At 54.1% G+C, this 22,768-nt stretch carries 14 protein-coding genes; 3 read left to right on the forward strand and 11 right to left on the reverse strand.

What is annotated here, in order from left to right; genetic code table 11:
- Positions 1-221: 221 nt before the first annotated feature.
- Positions 222-704 carry a T6SS immunity protein Tdi1 domain-containing protein gene (locus ONV78_RS09260; RefSeq protein ID WP_279502794.1) on the reverse strand — a complete coding sequence of 161 codons (483 nt, stop codon included), beginning with the start codon at positions 702-704 and terminating at the stop codon, positions 222-224.
- Between the two features lie 480 nt (positions 705-1,184).
- Here ONV78_RS09260 and ONV78_RS09265 point away from each other — a divergent pair, with 480 nt between their 5' ends.
- Positions 1,185-1,910, forward strand: a complete 726-nt coding sequence (locus ONV78_RS09265) for a phosphoadenylyl-sulfate reductase (protein WP_279502796.1) — start codon at positions 1,185-1,187, stop codon at positions 1,908-1,910.
- A gap of 28 nt (positions 1,911-1,938) precedes the next feature.
- On the opposite strand, the gene cysB is transcribed toward ONV78_RS09265, so the two are convergent.
- Complete coding sequence (cysB, locus tag ONV78_RS09270) at positions 1,939-2,913, reverse strand: HTH-type transcriptional regulator CysB (RefSeq protein ID WP_279502797.1); 975 nt, start codon at positions 2,911-2,913, stop codon at positions 1,939-1,941.
- 142 nt (positions 2,914-3,055) lie between these two features.
- Between cysB and ONV78_RS09275 the strand changes: the two genes are divergently transcribed.
- Both ONV78_RS09275 and ONV78_RS09280 read left to right on the forward strand, forming a co-directional pair.
- Positions 3,056-3,826: a sulfite exporter TauE/SafE family protein gene (locus ONV78_RS09275; protein ID WP_216735559.1), complete on the forward strand. Its 771-nt coding sequence runs from the start codon at positions 3,056-3,058 to the stop codon at positions 3,824-3,826.
- A 170-nt stretch (positions 3,827-3,996) separates the two neighbouring features.
- Entirely contained in the window at positions 3,997-6,681 is a 2,685-nt protein-coding gene (locus ONV78_RS09280; RefSeq protein ID WP_279502802.1) for a LuxR C-terminal-related transcriptional regulator, read from the forward strand.
- A 327-nt stretch (positions 6,682-7,008) separates the two neighbouring features.
- On the opposite strand, the gene dinG is transcribed toward ONV78_RS09280, so the two are convergent.
- From dinG to ONV78_RS09325, 9 genes are all read right to left on the reverse strand, one after another.
- Positions 7,009-9,165, reverse strand: coding sequence for an ATP-dependent DNA helicase DinG (gene dinG, locus ONV78_RS09285; protein ID WP_279502804.1), 2,157 nt, complete (start codon positions 9,163-9,165; stop codon positions 7,009-7,011).
- A 6-nt stretch (positions 9,166-9,171) separates the two neighbouring features.
- Positions 9,172-9,978 carry a general secretion pathway protein GspB gene (locus ONV78_RS09290; RefSeq protein WP_279502806.1) on the reverse strand — a complete coding sequence of 269 codons (807 nt, stop codon included), beginning with the start codon at positions 9,976-9,978 and terminating at the stop codon, positions 9,172-9,174.
- Between the two features lie 9 nt (positions 9,979-9,987).
- Positions 9,988-11,757, reverse strand: a complete 1,770-nt coding sequence (locus ONV78_RS09295; RefSeq protein WP_279503114.1) for an AAA family ATPase — start codon at positions 11,755-11,757, stop codon at positions 9,988-9,990.
- Between the two features lie 161 nt (positions 11,758-11,918).
- On the reverse strand, positions 11,919-13,391 hold the full coding sequence (locus ONV78_RS09300) for a DUF3336 domain-containing protein (RefSeq protein WP_253938152.1): 1,473 nt from the start codon (positions 13,389-13,391) through the stop codon (positions 11,919-11,921).
- A 163-nt stretch (positions 13,392-13,554) separates the two neighbouring features.
- Positions 13,555-14,280, reverse strand: coding sequence for a VacJ family lipoprotein (locus ONV78_RS09305; protein ID WP_216735554.1), 726 nt, complete (start codon positions 14,278-14,280; stop codon positions 13,555-13,557).
- 490 nt (positions 14,281-14,770) lie between these two features.
- Entirely contained in the window at positions 14,771-15,892 is a 1,122-nt protein-coding gene (locus ONV78_RS09310) for a beta-ketoacyl-ACP synthase III (protein WP_279502809.1), read from the reverse strand.
- A gap of 136 nt (positions 15,893-16,028) precedes the next feature.
- Positions 16,029-19,901 carry an ATP-dependent RNA helicase HrpA gene (gene hrpA, locus ONV78_RS09315; RefSeq protein ID WP_279502810.1) on the reverse strand — a complete coding sequence of 1,291 codons (3,873 nt, stop codon included), beginning with the start codon at positions 19,899-19,901 and terminating at the stop codon, positions 16,029-16,031.
- 290 nt (positions 19,902-20,191) lie between these two features.
- The gene (locus ONV78_RS09320) at positions 20,192-20,581 is read right to left on the reverse strand and encodes a VanZ family protein (protein WP_279503115.1); all 390 of its coding nucleotides are present in this window, start codon (positions 20,579-20,581) and stop codon (positions 20,192-20,194) included.
- 101 nt (positions 20,582-20,682) lie between these two features.
- Positions 20,683-22,371, reverse strand: coding sequence for a long-chain fatty acid--CoA ligase (locus tag ONV78_RS09325; RefSeq protein WP_127971610.1), 1,689 nt, complete (start codon positions 22,369-22,371; stop codon positions 20,683-20,685).
- Positions 22,372-22,768 lie beyond the last annotated feature (397 nt).

Raw genomic sequence — 22,768 nt, forward strand, 5'->3', positions numbered from 1 at the left:
AGATCAAACTATAGAGGAGAGTCCGATGTACATCAGCGCAAAAAAGCTGGCTGGTCTAGTTGCGTTTAACGCGTTAGGGTTAACTCTGACGTTAGTTTTGGCGAATCAAATACTTTAAATCACCTCTAACTCGAATAATTAGTCACGTCCCGGTTTGCAGTCCGGGACGGCTGCCTGACGTCCCGAATCTATTGAGGACGCCTTCTCTTCTACCACCTATCTCATTCTCGCCACACGGCATTTAACTGAATTGCTTCGCCAGCGGGTATATCTTTGACCTGTTTGTGAACCTGGCCAGTTATAGAAAAGTGAACCTCTATATCCGCAAGTTCAAAGTTTTCCGCCACATAGTCGCCTCCCAGCACGGGCAGTTCTTTGAAGCTATACAACATCCCAGGTTTTAACACCAAGCCTTGTTCCTTGAGCTGCGCGACGATAGCCGCCAAAAAGCACTCATTAACCAGATTCGTATCTCGCAGTTTATGACGAAAGTCCTCGTAGGAATCCGCCACTTTCTCATAAGTCCCATCGCCTGTGGATAACAAAAATACCTCTCCGTTGCGTTCCTGGAGATAAGCGTCGCCTGTGGAAGAAATCAAAATGGGTTGCGCGGCGTCTCCCACCAACCAACGCCAGTCACTTATGAGACCGTCCTTATCAAGACGCTCGATATTCACTGTCAGATCATTCCAGGTTATCGACATATGACTCCCTTTTAATATTACGGGTTCGGTTACAAGTCTTTACAGTTAAACATGCAGACATAGTTAATCCAAATGGACTATACTGATCTTACGGTGGTGATAAACCCTTGCAGAAGCAGCCACCGACCGAATTAGGAGGCCCTGAACGCCTCCTTTTTTCTTTTTAGCGCACCTTCCCTCATTGTCCTATCCCACAGCATCAGGCCTCAAACATCAGGAGCATTGGCGCGCAGTCACACCTCACCACATCCAAACGTAAAGTTGACTGTTTTCATGAGGCATTATTTTTTTCTTGGTCTACACTTTCTCTCGTAGTGACACAGACCTGTTGTGTCAACAGCTTAGAATCAAATCTTGGGAGGCCTCTTGGCCTCCTTTTTTTGTTTTCGTTCTTTAGATATAAGTCTTTATTATTTTTAGCACTATCAACAATTTGTTAGCCTACAGGCGTCTAATTTCTCTGCTACAAGGCGCCAGTTGATGACACCCGAATATGATGTAAAGGAACTCGCCAGGGAGATGGAAGAGTGGAGCCCCAAGGAAGTGATGCGTAAGGCGTTGGAGCTTTACGACAATATCGCAATTTCGTTCAGTGGCGCAGAAGATGTGGTCCTGATAGAAATCGCCAGCAAACTAAAGAAGAACATCCAGGTGTTCACACTGGATACAGGTCGCTTGCATCCCGAGACTTATCGATTCATCGAAAAAGTACGCGATCACTATAATCTGCAAATTGAAACCCTATCCCCTAATGCAGAGGACGTGGAGCGTCTGGTCAAGGAGAAGGGACTTTTCAGCTTCTATAAAGATGGCCATTCTGAATGCTGCGGCGTTCGCAAAGTGGCGCCGCTAAGGCGTAAGCTCGCTAACGTCGACGCCTGGATCACCGGGCAAAGAAAAGACCAAAGTCCCAGCACACGTAATAAAGTGGCGCTAGTAGAAGAAGACGCCGCATTTGGCGCGCCGGATCACCCCTTGGTCAAGTTCAATCCTTTGGCGCACTGGACGTCGCAGGACGTATGGAACTACATCAGGATGTTCGATGTTCCCTACAATGAACTGCATACAAAAGGATTCATCAGTATCGGCTGCGAACCTTGCACGCGACCCGTGCTACCCAATCAACATGAGCGTGAAGGACGCTGGTGGTGGGAGGAGTCCACCATCAAGGAATGCGGGCTACATGCAGGCAACCTCAAAAGCTGAGCCCCACGCGCCTGCCCCGCAGCAACCTCTAGTACGTGGGCAGGCTGATATTCTCGAAAAGCTCTTCGATTTCCGCCTTGGTGGCCTTTTGAGACGCCTGATCCACCAGTTCTCTGGTGAGATGAGGTGCGAAGCGCTGGATAAATTCGTACATGTAACCGCGAATGAACGTCCCACGCCGAAAGCCGATTTTCGTCGTGCTGGGACGAAACAGCTTGCTGGCGTCCAGGGCCACCAAATCGGAGTCCGCCACCGGGTCATACGCCATGCGGGCGATGATGCCCACACCCAGTCCCAGTCGCACATATGTCTTGATAACGTCGGCATCCGCCGCGGTGAACACTACTTTTGGCGTCAGCCCTTTTTCACTAAAGGCTTCATCTAATTTAGAGCGCCCAGTGAAGCCGAACACGTATGTAACGATAGGAAACGCCGCCACATCTTCTATTTCAAGCTTCTTCTTCTCGGCCAGAGGATGGTTTTTCGGCACCACTACACAGCGGTTCCAGCGATAGCAGGGAATCATGATCAGATCGGAAAAGTGCTCCAGCGCTTCCGTGGCGATGGCGAAGTCCACGGTGCCGTCCGCCGCCATTTCCGCGATCTGCATTGGCGTGCCCTGATGCATATGCAACGAGACTTCCGGATATTCCTGAATGAAGCTGCGAATGATGGAAGGCAGCGCATATCGCGCCTGCGTGTGAGTCGTGGCGATGCTGAGGTCGCCTTTACGCTGATTGCTGAATTCCTGCGCGATCTGTTTGATGCCGTCGACCTTACGCAGAATCTCACCGGCGACTTTGATGATGGTCTCTCCCGCCGGCGTCACCCTGGTCAGGTGCTTGCCGCTGCGAGAGAAAATCTCCACGCCCAGTTCATCCTCCAGCAGACGGATTTGTTTACTGATGCCGGGTTGTGAGGTGTAAAGACTCTGAGCAGTGGCGGACACGTTGAGATCATGATGGGCGACTTCCCATATGTATCTCAGCTGTTGCAGTTTCATTGAATTGTCTCCTTGCAGCCCGGCGTTATTATAATTGGAGATAAAAATATAAATAAATATTCTTTTTAAGAATAGATAAATCTAGCTAGATTGGCCAAATAATTCTTGGCTTATTACGCATTTGTTAGTTTAGACCATCTCTATGGAAATTCTTTTATATATTGTCGCCGGGGCCGGCGTTGGTTTTTTGGTCGGTTTGACTGGCGTTGGCGGCGGTTCGTTGATGACGCCATTGCTGATTCTTTTCGGCTTTCCCGCGCATACGGCGATCGGCACCGATCTGCTCTACGCCGCTATCACCAAGTCCGGCGGCGTCGTCACTCACGCCCGCAGCGGCACGGTAAACTGGAAGCTGGCGGCCACCCTCGGCGCTGGCAGTATTCCCGCGTCGATCATCACCACCCAAGTTCTCGCGCACTACTTCCCTCACCCGGAAGCGTATAAACACCTGTTGACCACCAGCCTGGGCTTGATGCTGATCGTCACCGCCGCCGTGCTTCTATTTAAAGACCGGTTGCTGCGCGCCAGCTCCGGAGCGACAGTCATGAGCGACGAGCGACGCGCCGGGGTCACCGTATTTATGGGCGTCATCCTGGGCGTGTTTGTGACATTGTCCTCCGTCGGCGCAGGCGCTATCGGCACCGCCCTGCTTATGCTGCTTTATCCCGCTTTGTCTTCATCCCGCGTCGTCGGCACGGATCTCGCTCACGCCGTTCCCCTGACCTTCATTGCTGGTCTCGGACACATGCAGTTAGGGAACATAGACTATTATCTGCTCGGCAGCCTGTTGATCGGCTCTCTGCCAGCGATCCATTTCGGAACCGCCCTGGCTAAACGGATGCCTTCGGCCGTGCTGCGCCCCGCTTTGGCGAGCATGCTGTTGATCATCGGCGTCAAATACGCGTTTTTCTGATAATTGACGCAGACGACTAATGTCTCTATTCATCCAGCACCCCGTTAAAGAGCCAACTCTAACGGGGTATGGCGTGCATATTTCATTGATTTAATTGAGTTCAGTTGACAAGTTTTCAGTTTCCATAAAGACTGAAACCCGCTTTTGGCCATACTGACTGCACTCTGCGCATGATCGTTCTCGAAACCAAACTTTTCCCGCTTCGCCTCGACGACAGCCTGTTAACGCGGCAGCGTCTGCTTGCCCGCATCGGCGAACCCGGCAGCGCCCGCTTTATTGGCCTCGTTGCGCCCGCCGGCTTTGGAAAATCCACGCTGGCGCGGCAATGGACGCAGTCTCATCATGCGCTTACCAGTTGGATCTCGCTCGATCCTGCTGATAATTCCGCCGCGACGTTCTGGAGCTATGTCGTAGAGGGGTTGCGTCGTAACGGCTTGGACGACATCGGGGAGCTGCGCGCGCACTTGCAGGAAACGGCTCACGCCAACGCAAGGGTGCTGGTGACCGCGCTAATCAACCAGCTCCACCAGCATCAGAATCGCCACTTTGTGCTGGTTCTGGACGACCTGCATCATATCGTCAACAGGGACATCTTCGACGGCTTAACCTATCTGGTGGACTTCGCGCCCGCCAACTTCACCTTGATCGTCACGTCCCGTAACGAGCCGACATTCCCGCTCGCTCGCTGGAAGGTAAAACGCTACGCCAAACTGCTCTATTCCGCAGACTTGGTGTTCGACTCGCAGGAGGTCGCTGACTTATTCGCCCTCGCATTGGACGTCAAAGTCAGCCCAGAAGCTGCGGCTCGCGTCGTCGGCTCCACCGGCGGCTGGGCGGCGGCGTTGCAGTTATTGTCGCAAGCGGATTTGAAACGGGCGGACGGAGCCTTATCAAACGACAAATTTGAGCAGGCGCTAGCCCAGGCCAAAAAAGAAATCGACGACTACGTCGCCCAGGAAGTACTGGACGATCTACCATCCCATCTGCGTGAATTCATTCTGGAAATGGCGGGAGCACCCCGCTTTGACGCACCGCTGTGCGATCAGGTCAGGAGTGCTCAGGACAGCCATCAGATATTGCAGGAGCTGGAAGCGCGCAACCTGTTTCTGATCCCTCTGGATGACGCCGGCCAATGGTTTCGTTTCCATGAGCTGTTCCGCGATGGCGCATTGCACTACTTGAGACAGCGCCAGCCGGAAGTTCATCTACAGCACTGCCGCAATGTCGTGCGAGCCTGCCTGGAGCGCAGACTTTATTTGGAATCCGTGCAATTGATCATGCACATTCAGGCCTGGGATCTGCTGCAATCCACCCTGGAGAGCATCGGCAACCAACTGGTCCGGCAGGGATACCACCTCTACATCATTGAATGGCTTAACGACGCCCCGCAAGAGCTACTTGGCCAGTCACTGCGTCTGCAACTGCTGAAAATATGGTGTCTGCTTTACGACAACCAGTTCGCCGCCATTCCCGACCTGGTGGAAGCGGTGAAGAAGCACCCGTTGCTGCCCGAGCAGGATGATACCGTGCGCCATGAGTTGCGCCTGCTGGAAGCCTACGCCGCGCGGAGCCGCAAGGACATCCAGACCGCCAGCGCGCTGACGCAGTCCGTCTTACAGGACCTGCAGCAGATCAACGCTCCAATCAAGTCTCTGGCCTACTTCGGCCTCGGCAACGACTACTACGGCCTGGGGCGACTGGATGACGCCATGGAGGCATTAAAGGAAGCCGTCACGCTGGGCAAACTGGAGCAACGCTTCTCCACCGTGCTTTCCAGCCTGGGCCTGCTGTTATGGATCATGCAAATCAAGGGGGAGTTCCTACATGCGATCAATTTGTTCCGACAAACGGAACTCTGGGTGCAGAGTTATCATAAGGATGGCCCTGAACCCAATATTGTTTCGTGCTGGCTGAATAGTTCGCTGGTGCTGATCTATTGCGCCTTGGGCAATCAGGAACACGCCGAACGCTTTCTCAAACCGATGCTGTCATTCGTAAATAACGCGGAGCCGCAACAGAAGCTCATCACCTACTACACCTGGGCGGAATTCAACCGCCATTGCGGCGATTACCCGCAAGCGCTGCGTCATTATGAGCAGGCTCGCGAACAGTTGGAGTATAACCAGCGCGAACTGGCTGCGTTCGCCCCGCCCGTTCTGGCCGGCAAGTTGCACTGCCTGCTGGATAAAGGCGACATGGCCAGTGCTGAATCCGTTTGCGCCCTTATTCTGGGCAAAGACCCCAAAGAGGCTTCTCCTTTTGAGGCCATGGAAAACCTGTCTGCACAGGCGCGTTATTTTCTACGCAAACAGCAATGGCGCAATTTGCAGGAAACCGCTGAGCTTATACTGGCTCTCGCCGAAAACCACGGCTCTTCCCGTTATCAGGCGCAAGCCAAATTGCTGCACGCCGCCGCTATGGGAGGACAAAATCAGCCAGAGGCCGCGCAGCGGCTGATAAGTGAGGCATTGGCGCTGGGTGAAAGCAACGATTTCGTCGCCATGTTCCTGACGGACGACGCCTATCTGAGGCCGTTATACGCCAACCTGGATATCGCCGAAACAAGCCCGGCTTACCTGGAAAAGCTGCAAGTCACCTCATCTTCCCAGAATGCTGCGCCAATGCGAGAAGAAGAGCCGCAAACCCAGACAGAAGGTTTGCTGGAAGAGTTAAGTAAGCGGGAAATGGAGGTGCTGACGCTGATTTACGAAGGGCTCCCCAATAAAAAGATCGCGGACCGATTATTCCTGGCGCCCGCCACCGTAAAGGCGCACATTCGCAATATATACGGAAAAATCGGCGCGGCGAGCCGTACGGAAGCATTGGCCCGGGCCCGTCATCTAGGCCTGTTGTGATCCATTACCTCCTTTTTACGCCCTATGGACGATGCGGCTACGCCCCCTCATTTTTTACGCTAGCCCTATGAATCGAATTCGACAAAGCCTTTCATTTCGAATTCTCTTGCAGGGCTTGTCCCTGCTTTTTTTGTCTCCTTAAGAGCGCAGGAAGTTTCATCTCCTGTTTTGCGCCAGCGGCGATGTCTGGCTATGCAGCTTCGAACTCGCCGCCCCTTTTTCCGGCCGCTTCGGCATTTTCAGACAACGCCCATACTTTAGCGCAGTGCAATATGCCGTTGTTTCCTGCTTATAGAAGGATGACGTGGCTCTTTATAAGTTATAAGCCTAGGATTCACTGGTGGTGGGCTGACGAATATCCGCCGAGACCACTTTATAAGGCGGCAACGCGTTGAGAATGATACGCCCGTAGGAGCGCGTCCACAGACGACGGTCCATAATCGAAATCTTACCGCTGTCCCTCTCGCTGCGCAGTAAGCGTCCACATGCCTGTAGCAAGCGTGTGATCGCGTCAGGCAGCACCACCTGGTTGAACGGATTGCCGCCCTTGGATTTCAGCCACTCCGCGTAGGTCGCCTCCACCGGGTCATCCGGCACGGCGAAGGGCAGCTTCGCGATAATGACGTGCTTGAGATAATCTCCCGGCAAATCCAGACCCTCGGCGAAACTGGCCAGACCAAACAGTACGCTGCCCTTGTTTTCATCCACTCGCGAACGGTGATTGTCGATCAGCTGGCCTTTGTTGCCTGAGTCCTGGGTGATGATCAGGCTCCCCAGTTTGGTATCCGCCAGGGCGCGGGCGGCGAACTGCATGTGCTTCCGCGCGCTGAACAGCACCAGTGTGGCTTGCTTTTCATCGATGATGCGCAGCAGCGCCTGGCTCAGCATTTCCAGATAGCTTTCGGAGTCTTGCGGGTCGCGACCAAGATCGCACAACTCCAGAGTACAATTGTTGTTGAAGTCGAACGGACTGTGATGAATCGCAAAGATACTGCCGTCGGGAAGGCCCACCTGTCCCGCCAGGCGGTCAAAGCGCCCCGCCACACTCAGCGTCGCGGAAGTCAGCACACAGCCAAACGCTCGCGACCACAGCCGCTTGCGCAGCAGATGCGCCGCATTGGTGGGGCTGACATGCACGACCACATCGCTATCCGCTTCTTTAGCCCATGTCGTCAGCCAGCGGGCGGTTGGCGTATGGCCCGCCTGGACTTCCTCGCCCATGATTCGCCATACGTCTTCCAGATTCTCCACTTGCGACTGATACACCGACAGCGCCATCACCGCCTGATCATAGGCCTGTCGCTGCGCGCCGCCCTGCTGTTCTTTTTCCGCAAGATCCCGCAAGCGCTTGAGCACCGCCTCCAGTTCCTTACTCATCTCGGCGACTTTATCCGCCATCGCCGCTGACAGCTTGCGCAGCTCCTCGGGAATCACGCCCATGGGATAACGGTATTGAAAGGTGGCGCGCTCGTCGTTTTCTTCCCACTCGATGGTTTCGTTCAGAAAGCGGCCGACGGCGTCGAGATGGTGGTGCATTTCCTGAGACAACGCCGCCATTGGGCTGACCCGGTTGGTGATCTGCTCGTCGTAGGCGAATACGCTTTGCCCTTCCACCAGGGCGCGACTCAGTCCACGCAACATTTTCTGCGAGGATTTCAAACCGGCGCTGAAGGCGAAATGATTCAACGCCTTATCCGCCATGTGGTGGGCTTCGTCAAAGATGTAAATGGTTTCTTCCGGCGGCGGCAGAACAAAACCTCCGCCTAACGCCAGATCCGCGAACACCAGATCGTGGTTCGCAACGATAATTTCCGCCTTTTCGGCCTCCATCTTCGCCTTGTAATAGGCGCACTGCGTAAAGAACGAGCAACGTTTATTCAGGCACTGGCGATGGTCCGTGGTCACCGTTGACCAGATCGTCTCTTCGATGGGCTCCGGAGCGCTGTCCCAGTCTCCGCTCCACCCTTTGTCCACCATCCAGTTCATGAACCGTTGGTAGGCCTCCGCATCCACATCCTGCCCACCGCTCTCCTGCGGTCCATCCAGCAACAAAATCCCTTGCTCTTGGCCAGCCAGATAGGAATCAAGTTTATGCAGACAGATATAGCGGCCGCGCCCTTTCGCCAGCGCGACTTTGAATTCAAGATCCGTGTGCTCCGCCAGCAACGGCAATTCACGCTGCACGACTTGCTGCTGCAGCGTCACGGTGGCGGTGGAAATAACGATTTTTTTGCGCAACGCGGCCGCGAACGGAATGGACGCCATTAAATAGGCCAGGGTTTTCCCTGTGCCGGTCCCCGCCTCCACAACACAAGTGGTGGCATCGTTGCTACGGCGAAACTCGCCGTCCAGTTCGATGGAGGACAGATAACGCGCTATCTCAGCGATCATATGCCGCTGCCCGGAGCGAGGCTTGATGTTACGGGCGGCGATATACTTTCGATAGGCGGACTGAATCTGCTCCTTTATACCTTCACTTACCATGCTCGCCTAACTTTCGGGAGCCCAGTTACGGATGACGGGAATCCAGAATAACTGGCCGCCTTTATCCAACACTACGCCGTTCTCGGTAATCTGATACACCTTCAGGCCGGAAAAACGCTGCCCTTCCCGAAGATAGTTATTGTTGATCATGATTCTACGGTCATCCGGACTGGCGCTGTAGATATGACTATTGAACTCCATCGCTGGAATCTGCTGCTGAAAAGCGACGCTCAGCTCAGATATATTAGGATACTGATCTTCCACGTTCTGAGCCGCTTCCGCCGTTCCGGAGCCGGGGATGATCATCGCCCTGCGTGAAGCACCACTGGAGGGCGCGATCAGCATGCCGCCATCCGCATTGACCGACTCTTCCTCTTCTCCGCCGAGGTCCACATAGATATCCGTGTTTGAGGCTGTATCCAGCGGCACCTTATCAACCATAAAGTCCGAGTTATTCGCGCTCATCGGTTGTACGGGAACCGTCTGGCTCGGAGCGTTCGCGGCAGTTGGCTGCACTGACTGGGGTTGCGCCGGCGTCGCAGGAGCGGTCGCCGCCGAGGCTGTAGATGAAGCAGGAGCGGCGTCAGCGGAAACTGCCTCCACCGGCGTCTCTTTCTCGAAAGGGCGATTCATAAAAAAGAAAGTCGCCAGGGCGATGGCGTTGAGGCTCAGCAACAGAATGAGAATCAGCGCCCAGGGCGCGCGCTTCTCTTTGCGGGGCATCATGAATGCGCCGCCTTGCACCACGTCAGGCAGCTTTTCCTGATATCTTTCTGATTCGGAACGTCTCAGGGCTTCAAGTATATAGGACATGTCGTTTTCCTATGAGCGCTTGATCGGAATAAGCAGAGGCGCTGTGCTGTCAGTCCAGCTGTTTAACATGATCAGGGTGATGGCGCCGGGAATGCCGTCCGGCAATATCCCGACCTCCTGCTGAAACCAACGCACCCGGTCTTTCAATGAGGTGTCAGGCAACGGCTCCAGTGAAGGCATTTCGCCTTGCGACAGCCAAACCTCATTCACCCGTTTGATCTTACCGTCAATCCACTCATTTTCATCCTGCACTTCCCCTGGCTGAATCACCATGGACGCATAAGGGGGGACTTTCCACAAAATACTGTAATCGCCCTGCCAATGCCCATCCAGTTCCGCCAAAGGAATAGTATGACGTTCCCCATCCAGTTCAATCACCGCTGACTGATCCGCCGATACGGAGATTAGCGCAGCGCTGAAGGTTTCGCCGGTATTATTCATCAATTTCAACACGGCTGGACGATTCAGCTGCAGAAGGCTGCGCCAGTTGCCCTGTCGATGCAGACAGCGCAGCCCGCGAGTCTCTACGAATTCACACACCAAACCGCGGGCGCCGGCGTTGTCGGCCAGTCCCCAGATATGCATCACGGACTGATAGGCCTTACGCGTATTGTCGCCCTTGGGCCGATAGGAACCCAGCACCTTGGAAGCTGAGGCCGCCACTGGCGATACCCAGGCGGCGGGCTGTGCGGCGGCGGTTGCAGTCGCACCGCCGACGGAAGCTTCTGAAGCCGCGCCTTTCTCATCGGAGGGTAAGGCGGCGTCTTTAAGCGCGCCCTCATCCCGCTGAATCTGACCTTCCCCCGCATCCGATAAAGCGGAGGCCTGCGCAACCGCGCCAATGGCTTTTTCCGGCTGGCGACGATCCTGATTGAGAGACAAGCCCAGCACCAGGGTCAAACCACCCGCTAACGCCCCAGCGGCGAAGCCTTTGACGATCCAGTTGTCCAACCATTTCACGGTGGTGCGTTTGGCGTTAAGGCCAATTTCTTTGCCCGCCATCTTGACCAGCGCAGGGGTCACCACCTGGCTGTTTTCCGAATAAGCGCCTAACAGCGCCCGATCGCAGATCAGGTTGATAATACGAGGTATGCCGCGACTGAGCTTATAAACCTTATTGATCGCCGCATTACTGAACAGTTCTTTGCGACAGCCTGCAACGGACAGGCGATAACCGATATAGGCGCGCACATCCACGGGTGAGAGCGCGTCCAAGTGATAACGGGCCGTAATGCGCTGCACTAACTGACGCAATTCCGGCCGCTGCAGCAGCTCTTTCAATTCCGGCTGCCCCAGCAAAATAATCTGCAACAGTTTCTTTTTTTCTGTTTCCAGGTTGGTGAGCAGTCGCAATTGCTCCAGTACATCCGAAGACAGATTCTGCGCTTCATCAATCACCAGCGCAGTATGCTTGCCGGCCGCGTGCGCTTTCAGCAAATGCTTGTGAATAACGTCAATCAGGATCTTGATGGAGCATTGGGCGGGATAAGCGATGTGCAACTCATCGCAGATCGTGGCCAACAGCTCTCTGGCGGTGAGTTTCGGATACAGGATGAAAGCGATGTCCGTGTTTTTCGGCACCCGCTGCAAAAAGCAGCGACAGGTGGTGGTCTTACCGGTGCCGACTTCACCGGTCAGCAGCACGAAGCCCCCTTCCCTTTCAATGCCGTACAACAAATGCGCCAAAGCCTCTCTGTGGCGTTCGCTCATGTAGAGATAACGGGGATCAGGCGCGATGGAAAATGGGCTTTCTTTTAAACCGAAAAACGCTTCGTACATGGAATCCAAAATTGCGCCTGTTGGCGCGGGCATAGTTACTGTCAACGCGCTAGTGTAACGCGCCGGACGACGGAGTTAAATTATAGAAACGGCAAATTTCAGGGATTCGTCCATGAAACATACAAATTCCCCGCCAGCGTCGCGACTGCGCTCTATTATGTCTATTTGGTAACGTTCACCACCCGCAATTCCGCCTTGCGTCCCTGCAGCCGGTTTTTCAATCGTTTGATTCCTTTTTCCAATGTCAGACTGATCTTGGAGTGCGTCCGAATCATGGATATTTTTGGCCAGGTGGCGCGCTCGCCTTCCAGCGCCAGCCGCTCGACGACATCCGGCGAGGGATTGGAGAGCATCCGCCTGAAATGCCAAAAGCTATAACGGGGCGCAATGGTGACATCGCCATAATAGCGCTGCGCCAAAACCGTATAGGCCTGCCCGCAGAGCTGCCGCAGCAGTTCCGGCTCGGCCTGTTTCCGCAAATAATCGAACGCGCCCATGCCGTGAAATTGCATTTCCGCCTTGATCACCCGCAACGGCAGCGAAGCCAGACTGATTTTCTGGTCGCGCTTCTTCGCATTCATAAATGGAACGATATGCGGATTGGTCTGGCTCACAATGGAAAAGTTAATGTCATACAAATGCTTGAGTCGCTCTATAGGCAGATCGCTCACCACTGAGCCGTCCACCCAGCGGAGTTTCGGCATGTAGGGAACAATGCCGCCGTTCTCATCCTTGCGCATCAAACGCACGGGCGGGAACACCGCGGGAACCGCCGACGACGCCAGTGCGGCGCTCCATACCAGAAGATAAGGCGAGGTATAACCGCTAAGTAAGCGCTCCTTCTGGTGATGATGCACGGGCGAGACAGAGATATTAATGCTGCGGCCAGTACGCTGATAGGCCTCTAAAAAGGAATACTCGCCAATATTCGAACGCAGACATTTCTCCAGCTGGCGGATATCCATAAACCCGCGCCCGCGCAGACCATTGAACATCCCCATCCAGCGCCAGGCTTTCAGATTGTGGCGATGGGGCTCCAGCATTTCCGGAATTTCCGCATCAGTATGAGTCCCCAGCATGGCCGCAATGACGGACCCTACACTGGAGCCAGCGATCACCTGAGGCAGCAGGCCGCGCTCCCACAGCGCCTTAATCACGCCAAGATGAAACAGCCCCAATGTCGCGCCCCCGCTCAGCAATAACGAAGGCCGGCCGAAGCTGATCGACGTATCTTTGAAAAACTCCAGTTTCTGCCGCGGCGGCAGCTCGGGAATATCATTGTCACAGACGTAATTGAGCGCATCGCAGACTTGATTGACGTACTCCTCAATCAAGTGCTTGGTGCCGATATAACTGTGCTGATACAGCAACGCATTCCCCATATTGCCGAGGTCATGGTGCAACCCTTCGCGCAAACTGCGGATCAGCTTGGAATGATCACGCCCCTGCATCGCGTTGCGAAGCTCCATCAGGCGGTCATAAATCAGCTCGTAATTGTATAAATCGCTGGCGAATGACTCCTTCCACTCCACATGACCTTCCAGATAGTCCAGCTCCAGCGCGGCGTCACGCCAGGTGGCGTAATCTCTCGCCTCGGCCATCGCCTTACGGTACTTGTGAAGTTTCGTGTTCAAATATCTCGACATCATTCCCACCCAGCTATCAAATCCTTAGATTAAATATAGCTTATCGGGCAGGGAGGGCCGCAAGTAGCTATACGAGTGAAGGACGGGAAGAGGCGTGGCGAGAAAAAGGATGAGGATGAGACGGCGAGAGACTGGCTCCCGCCTGACAGGATCAATAGTCTTCGTCGAAGTCGTCGGAGGTAAAGGGATCTTCGATCTTGCCATCGTTGATCAGGAACTCACGCTGCTGCAGATAAGCGTTTCTGACGAAGGTATAACGATCGCCCTGGATCAGATTCTCCGCCGGAATAATATCGGCGCGTTTGTCGACAATACGGGTTGCGCTGGCGATATATCTTTCCGGCTCAGAGAACAGATACCCTACCGGGTCCGCATAACTATCAGGAATGCGGCCAATGGTGTCGGTAATCGTGCCTGGGCCCAGGAACGGCAGCATAAGATAATTGCCCTGGGGTACGCCCCAATAACAAAGCGTCTGACCGAAATCCTCTTTGTCCACGGAAATATCAAAGGCTGTCGCCACATCGAACAGACCGCCAACTCCCCAAGTGCTGTTAAACATGATGCGGCTGGCCGTCGCTGCGGCCTCGTGATGCTTCAACTGCAGAATATTGTTGGCTAGCGTAACGACATCGCCAAGGTTGCCGAAAAAGTTCGTAATTGAGCGATCGACGACTTCCGGGGTCACCGCCCGATAGCCTTTGGCGACGGGGCGTAGAAAGTAGTCGTCCAGAAATTCGTTAAAGGCGAAAACCTTTCTATTGTAAGATTCCCACGGGTCCTGTGGGTGAGAAGCCATCGCCCCTGCGGGTGCGGCCATTGACAATAACAAAACGGCGGACAAACGCCTTGTATGCTGCGGTTTACTCGTATCCATAAATCCCACTTAAGCGCCTTGGGGGGCTCTCTGTATTCTTCAGTCTGGCTTAACTTCGGCGGTATTCAAGACTCTCAAAGCTTCCGTCTTCTTGCGGCGACCTCTCAACGTCGTCGCTACGCGGAATGCTGAACTGGCCGCGGGCGCTTATTTTTATTGGATATGGCGGCGGGTTGGCTCAAAGGCCCGTTTAATATGCGGGCTAACTCACATTTTTGCAACGGCCGAGCAGTCTACCTGACAAAGTGTCCACTTCAAAGTAGGTATTCCTCTGTAGCCCGGGCTTTATGGTTCGCGATCCCAGCTTGCGTCCTTCAACTCAGTTCCCGTCCACGAGTCTGTCTCAATATGACACGTATGAATAGTTACAGTTCAATGAAACGGGTTGCGCTGACTATCCAAAATAAAGAAGGAGTCAGGCCCAGAAATGAAAAAGCCGCGACGCATACGCCACGGCCAGAGAAAAGAAAGGCCTGGATTTCAGACTGAATCAAACCTTGCGAACAATAATGCTGCCTGCGGAATAACCTGCGCCAAAGGAGCAGATCACGCCCAATGCGCCGCCATTCAGGTCCTGCTTGTTCAGGTGAAATGCGATGATGGAGCCGGCTGAGCTGGTGTTGGCGTAGGTGTCTAAAATGGTTGGAGCCTCTTCCGCTGTCGCCTCCCGTCCCAGCACTCTCTTTGAAATCAGCTGGTTCATGCTCAAGTTCGCCTGATGCAGCCACATGCGATTGAGCCTGGAGGCGTCGATATCGTTGCCGCCCAAATGCTCCACAATCATCTCGGAGACCATTGGCACCACTTCTTTAAACACCTTGCGCCCATTCTGGACGAAGAGTTTGTCTGGCTTGCCAATCCCGGACTCATCACAACGGTTCAAGAAGCCGAAATTATTGCGGATATTGTTGGAGAACAGTGTCTTAAGCTTGGTTCCGATAACTGCAAACTGGTGCTGGCTGGTCGCTGTCTCCGCCTTCTCCAGAAGAATCGCCGTGCAGGCGTCGCCAAAGATAAAGTGGCTGTCGCGATCCCTGAAATTCAGGTGGCTGGAGCAAATCTCCGGATTCACCACCAATACCGCGCGAGCGGAACCGGATTCAATCGCGTTGACCGCAGCCTGAATGCCAAACGTAGCGGAAGAACAGGCGACGTTCATGTCATAGGCGAAACCGTCAATGCCCAAGGCGCTCTGCACTTCCACCGCCACTGCGGGATAAGCGCGTTGCAGGTTTGAACAGGCGACAATGACCGCATCAATGTCCGCCGGGGTCTTGCCCGCTTCAGTCATGGCTTTTTTCGCCGCATCGACCGCCATTTCACACTGCACGCTTGGCTCTTCGTTGCTGCGCTCTGGGATATAGGGATGCATACGGTCTACGTCCAGTACGCCCTCTTTGTCCAGAACGTAGCGACTTTTGATGCCGGATGCTTTGAGGATAAAATCAGCCGAGGATTCTTGTAGCGCGGCGACTTCCCCTGACTCGATTTTCTCTTTGTTCTCTTCGTTAAAACGTTGCACATAGGCGTTAAACGAAGCCACCAGCTCTTCATTGGATATGCTGTAAGCCGGGGTAAACAGGCCCGTGCCGCTAATGACTACAGAACTCACGATTCAGCCTCTACTTATTTAATTAGTTATTGCACTCGCGTATTGACGAGAAATCTTAGCACATAACAGCGCCGGGGCTGGATGAATTTGCCCCGGCGCGCCCAGAAGAATGTGACCATTATGTTAAGAAGCGGAATTAAATTCGGACTTTTTCCCATTGCTTCTGAAGCTTCTTTTCCGACACGCTCATGAGGGTGCCTAGCTTCTGCGCAAAATAGGAAACCCGATACTCCTCCAACATCCAGCGGAAATTGGCGAGCTCTTCATCCACATAACCTTCCCGTTGGTGCTTCTCTTTTCTCGCGTTGTATTGCGACCATAGCGTCTCGAACATCAGTTGAAACTGGCGTTCCTGAGTGATCTGCCGTGGCATCTTGTCCAACCGCTCCTCGATCGCGGCAAGGTAGCGCGGATATTGCCGCAACCATTCTAGCGGCGCTTCCGTGAGAAACCCGGGGTACACCAAGTGCTGCAGCTGCCGCTTCACATCTCCCAAAAACATCGCCAGCGCCAAAACCGTGTTTTTGCTCAGTGCTTTGGTTATGCGGTGATAGGCCTGCAAAATTTCATGCAGCAACAACGCAAGCTCTTCCGCTTTGGGAATTAAATCCGCCTTATACTGCTGCACCCGTCGAGTGAACTCATCCGCATTGGCGATGGCAGGTTTGTCTTTAAGAAAGACCTCGATACAGGCCGTCAAGGCAAGCTCGTCCACCAGACCATCCAGCTTTCCGGTTGGCGCATAGTAGAGCCCAATCTCTTTCAGTTTGGGCAGATTCTTTTTCAGATACTTCACCGTATCCGCCAGCCTCAACATGATCAGCCGCGCCATGCCGAGACGGTGCTGCGCCTGAGCGAACCCCGCGTCGAACGCCGACTTTAGCGCTACGGACGTTCCCTGATCCTGCAAATAGGGATACAGGAACAGACTGGCGCCCGCCTGGCTGACGGCGACTTTCTCCTGCATGGCGCCGAAGCTCCATTCAGTCAGCCCTGCCTGCTCTTTGAACAAGGTTCCGGATTCCTGCGCCAACTTTTCCAGGCGTCCTTCAAGCCTTTTAACCAGCTCATGATAATCTCGTCCCTGGTCAATTACGCCGCCCTGGCTGTCCACTACCTGGATATTCATGCGCAGATGAGGCGGCAGCAGGGATTCATCCCATTGCTCAGGAGCGACCTGCATGCCGGTCATTTTGCGCAACTGCTCACCCAACGCCAGAGACATGGGATGGTTATCCGGAACCATGGCGTCACTGGCCGCCTTAGCGAAATCAGGGACAGGCACAAAGTTTTTCCGAATCGCCTTCGGCAGCGAGCGAATCAACGCCTCGCACTTCTCTTTACGCATTCCCGGGGCCAACCAGTCCAGAAGACCCACTGGCGCCTGCGCCATGGCTGCGGCGGGCATGCGCACCGTCACGCCATCGTCTTTCGCGCCCGGCTCAAACTTGTAGCTCAGCTGAAATTGCTGCCCATTCCACAACAGTGCGTCGGGAAATTGCTCTTCCAGCTTCACCTCCGGCAGCACTCGCAACAGCGCTTCCGGCGATAACAGCAACGCCTTTTTGTCACCGTCCGACAAGCGCTTGTACCAATACTCCAACCCTTTGACGGTGGTGATATCCGCGGGCAGTTGCTCATCGTAGAACTGGAACAACACTTCGTCATCGACCAACAGGTCGCGACGACGGGCTTTGGCTTCTATCTGCTCGACTTCCTCCCGGCATTCCGCATTGTGCAGAATAAACGGCAGGCGGCTGTTGATCTCGCCTTCAATAAGCCCTTCCCGGATCAACGCCTCGCGACTGAACTGCGGATCAATGCGGCCGTAGCTCACCTGGCGACGCGGCACCACAATCAGGCCATACAAAGAGACCTGCTGGAACGCCAACGCCTCGCCTCGCTTCTTCGACCAGTGCGGCTCCAGATAACTGCTCTTCAGCAGTTGCGGCGCAACCTTTTCTATCCAGCCGGGCTCCATGCGAGCGACGGTGCGGGCGAACAGACGGCTGGTTTCCACCACTTCCGCCGACATAATCCAGTTCGGCGCCTTTTTCCGTACTTTCGATCCCGGAAAGATCACAAATTTGCGCTGACGGGGGCCGGCGTACTCGCCTTTTTCGTCTTTCTGGCCAATTTGGGTAATCAGCCCCGCCAATAGAGCCTGATGCAGCTCGTCATAAGCAGCGGGCTCCGTGTTTTCTTTGTAGCTTTGCTCATGGCAGAGCAACAGCAGCTGACGATGAGTGTCACGCCACTCGCGCATTCTCAGGAACGACAGGAAGTTTTTCTTACAGTAATTGCGCAGTTGATTCGCGCTCAGTTCCTGGCGTTGCGCCTCATAACCGTTCCACAGATTCAGCAGGCTGACGAAGTCTGATTGCTCATCCGCCCATTGCGCATGCTTTTCATCCGCCGCCTGCTGGAATTCCATGGGACGCTCCCTTGGATCTTGCACCGCCAGGGCGGAAACAATAATCAGCATCTCTTTCAGGCAATGCCCTTCCGCAGCGGCCACCAGCATTCGCGCCAGACGAGGATCAATGGGGAAACGCGCCAGGGTTCGCCCTATCGCCGTCATCTGCCGTTGCGCGTTTACCGCGCCCAGCTCTTCCAGCAGCTTGTAGCCGTCATTGATATAACGCGTGTCCGGCTTCTGCATAAAAGGGAACTTCTGGATATCGCCCAGACGCAACGAAAGCATCTGCAGAATGACCGACGCCAGGTTGGTGCGCAGAATTTCCGGATCGGTGAAGGGGTCGCGACCGACGAAGTCCTCCTCAGAGTACAGCCGGAAACACACACCCTCCGCCACCCGACCACAGCGGCCTTTGCGCTGCTCGGCGCTGGCCTGCGAAATCGCCTCTATCGGCAGTCGTTGCACTTTGGAGCGGTATGAATAGCGGCTGATGCGCACCTGCCCCGGATCGATCACATAACGAATGCCCGGCACCGTCAGGGAAGTTTCCGCCACGTTGGTGGAGACCACAATGCGACGTCCGCCATGGGACTGAAAAATACGGTTCTGCTCCTGATTACTGAGTCGCGCGTACAGGGGAAGGATTTCCGTATTACGAAATTCTTCTTTACGCAATCGCTGCGCAGTCTCGCGAATCTCCCGCTCTCCAACCATGAATATCAGGATATCTCCGGGCGGTTTGCGCTGCTCACGCTCCATCTGCTCGATTTCCCGAATCACATGCACAACGCCATCCTGCAGACCGATATCCACCTCGTCGTCCATAGTGGTCAAGGGACGGTAATGCAGCTCTACCGGATAAGTGCGGCCAGACACTTCCACCACAGGCGCTCCATTGAAGTGTTCGGAGAAGCGTTCCAGGTCAATCGTGGCGGAGGTAATGATGATTTTGAGATCAGGCCGCTTGGGCAGGAGGTTTTTCAGATAACCGATCAGGAAGTCGATATTTAACGAGCGCTCATGGGCTTCATCGATAATGATCGTGTCGTAACGGTTGAGGAAACGGTCATTCTGGGTTTCCGCCAGCAGTATGCCGTCGGTCATCAACTTCACCAACGTGCTGTCGTCGGTATGATCAGTAAAACGGACCTGATACCCCACCTGCTTACCAACTTCGCAGCTCAGCTCCTCGGCAATGCGGTTGGCGACGGAGCGCGCCGCCAGACGACGAGGCTGCGTGTGGCCGATCAAACCATCCACGCCGCGTCCCAGATCCAGACAGATTTTCGGCAACTGCGTGGTTTTACCAGAGCCGGTCTCACCGGCGATGATAACCACCTGATTTTCAGAAATGGCTTTTTTGATCTCTTCCAGCTTATCGACGACTGGCAGATTATCCGGATACCGCACCTGCGGCATCGCTTGCAGGCGCGTCGCCCGAATTTCCATAGAACGCAATGTCGCGCGCCAGAACTTTTCAACGTCCTTTTCCGCAACAGAACCCTTTGCGATTTCCCGCCATTGCCTCTGCAATCTAAAACGATCTTTGATTAACACCAGGGACGGGTCAAAACGAGACTCACTCGACATGCAATATACTTTTTAACCAATACTAATTCAGGATGCGGATGTTAGCGGGAAATGGGTTAATAGTTAAGCGGTAAATGGGATAGCGTAACCACGCAACAGCTTGAAATTCAGGCAGTCATACTCGTAATTTGCACTCAGAAAAATGACCACTGGCGCGAGACTATCCACGACATCAAGTTTCATTATTTTATTAATAACACCAGTTGTTCTCTTCACTCTTCACTCTTCACTCTTCACTCTTCACTCTTCATGGAGAATTTAATAAGTCCGGCGCAAAGCCCAATACAATATTAAGATTCAGCCGCCTTATTGGCGGACAGCAATAGGGTCACCCAGGAAAAAAACGCAATGCCGGCCACATCCGCCATGACATCGGTGATGTCCAGCGTGCGGGAGGGAAAGAACGCCTGCGTCAACTCTTCCCCTATTGCGAATGTAAGCACGCAAAGCGCGCCGACATAGAGAGGAATCGGGCCCAGTTTCAGGTGTTTGGTTTTGAAGGCGAAGTTAGCGGCCAGGGTGAGAACGCCGAATAAGCAAAAGTGCCCCAGTTTATCGCCATAGGGAATGGATTGGACGAAGTCGAAGAAAATGCTCGCGCCACCAGTATCCGCCAGATAGATAATCCATAGAATAAACGCCAAAAACCCAAGCGCGAACAGACTGACCGCTTTCTGCATAATCAATTAACAACGCTCTACAACTGAAAGAACCCGCCTTTAATAACACAAAAAGCGGGCCCTCGCCCGCTTTTCAGCTTTCTTGAACTCACCGCGCAGAGTTACGCCGCTTTGTCTTTCTGCTTTTTGATTTCCTCATCGCGCAGCTCCCGGCGCAGAATCTTGCCGACATTGGTTTTCGGCAATTCATCGCGGAACTCGATGGTCTTGGGCACCTTGTAAGCGGTCAGGCGCTCGCGACAGAACTCTTTCAGCGCGCTTTCAGTCAGGTTGGGATTGCTCTTCACAACGAACACTTTCACCACTTCGCCGCTTTTCAGGTCAGGCACGCCAATCGCCGCACACTCAACCACATCAGGGTGACTGGTCACCACATCTTCAATTTCGTTGGGATAGACGTTGAAACCAGACACCAGGATCATATCTTTCTTACGATCCACAATGCGCAGGTAGCCGTCGTTCTGCACCATGGCGATATCGCCGGTTTTCAGCCAGCCGTCTTCAGTCATGGTTTTTGCGGTCTCATCCGGACGCTGCCAGTAACCTTTCATTACCTGAGGCCCTTTAACGCACAGCTCGCCGACTTCCCCGACGGTAAGGTCTTTACCTTCGTCATCCATGATCTTCACCATGGTATTGGGAATCGGCAGGCCGATAGTGCCGATTTGAATGGCGTTCATGGGGTTAATGGAAACCACCGGCGAGGTTTCTGTCATGCCGTAGCCTTCCGTCACATCACAACCCGTGACTTTCTTCCACATTTTCGCCGTATCGCTAGTCAGCGCCATGCCCCCGGCGGCAGTCACTTTCAGGGAAGTAAAATCCAGCTCCTGGAATTTCTCATTGTTGCAAAGCGCCACGAACAGCGTATTGATGCCCAGGAACGCTGTGAATTTCCATTTGCCCAGCTCTTTGATAAAGCCGTCGAAATCCCGCGGGTTGGGAATCAAAATACTGTGGTTGCCGGTATCCAGCATGACGCCGCAATTCATAGTGAATGAATAAATGTGATACAGCGGCAGCGGCGCAATGACGGTCTCGATGGCTTCACCCAGACGCACCGTCAGTAACGGCTTCAATTGCGCTACGTTGGAAACCAGGTTGCGGTGGGTCAGCATCGCGCCTTTGGCGACGCCGGTCGTGCCGCCGGTGTACTGCAACACCGCGATATCTTCGGGGTTAACGTCCACAGGCTTAAAGGTGTAGCGCGCGCCCATGGACATGACTTTAGTAAACGGGACCGCGTTGGGAATATTATAAGGCGGCACCATTTTCTTGACGTACTTGATCGCCGCGTTCATCACCATGCGCTTGATTGGCGGATGCATGTCCGGAATCTGCGCCACGATGACGTGCTCCACGCCGGTATGCGGAAGCACTTCCTGCGCCTGCGAAGCCATATTGGCCAGAACCACCAGCGCCTTGGCGCCGGAGTCGTTAAACTGATGCTCCATTTCCCGCGGGGTATAAAGCGGGTTAGTGTTAACCACGATCAGTCCCGCCCGCATGGCGCCGAAAACAGCGATCGGATATTGCAGCAGGTTAGGCATCTGGATGGCGATACGGTCGCCGGGCTTCAGGTTGGTTTCATTCTGCAGGTAGGCGGCGAATGCGCGCGTGTGCTTCTCCATTTCGCCATATGTCATGGTGGCGCCGACGGCGGTAAACGCAGGTTTGTCCGCGTATCGTTTACATGCCTGTTCGAACATGTCGACAACCGATTTGTATTTCCCCAATTCAACTTCGGATGGAACTCCGGGGGGATATTTATCCTTGAAAAAATTATCCATACCGCTATCTCCTGGCCAACGCTGTTAATAGGCAATCTGATTTATATTTGTAATTGTCTTCGGCAAACGGGACTGACTGAGAGATGACCGCGTCGCCCGAGGCGACGGCTTCAAGGATGACGGAGCAATGCCGCAGCTAACTCGACGCTTATGCGCCCGGCGCTCGAACCTGCGCCGTAACCCTTAAAATGAGTGAATTCCACTGCACAGAGCAACGTCGACTTCCGCACCCGGCGGTTTCGACGCACTCCACATTAGAAACTCTTACTCGCGATCATATATAAGCCAATCATCGAATCCCTGACGACCACTACCCCATTCTTACTTCTGTCATCGGGCGGCGCTATTTTCAGGAGAGTCACCCGGTCGGGTGATTACCCCATTAAGCCGGAACGGT

It is taken from the genome of Hahella sp. CR1 (assembly GCF_029813005.1).
Lineage (GTDB): Bacteria > Pseudomonadota > Gammaproteobacteria > Pseudomonadales > Oleiphilaceae > Hahella.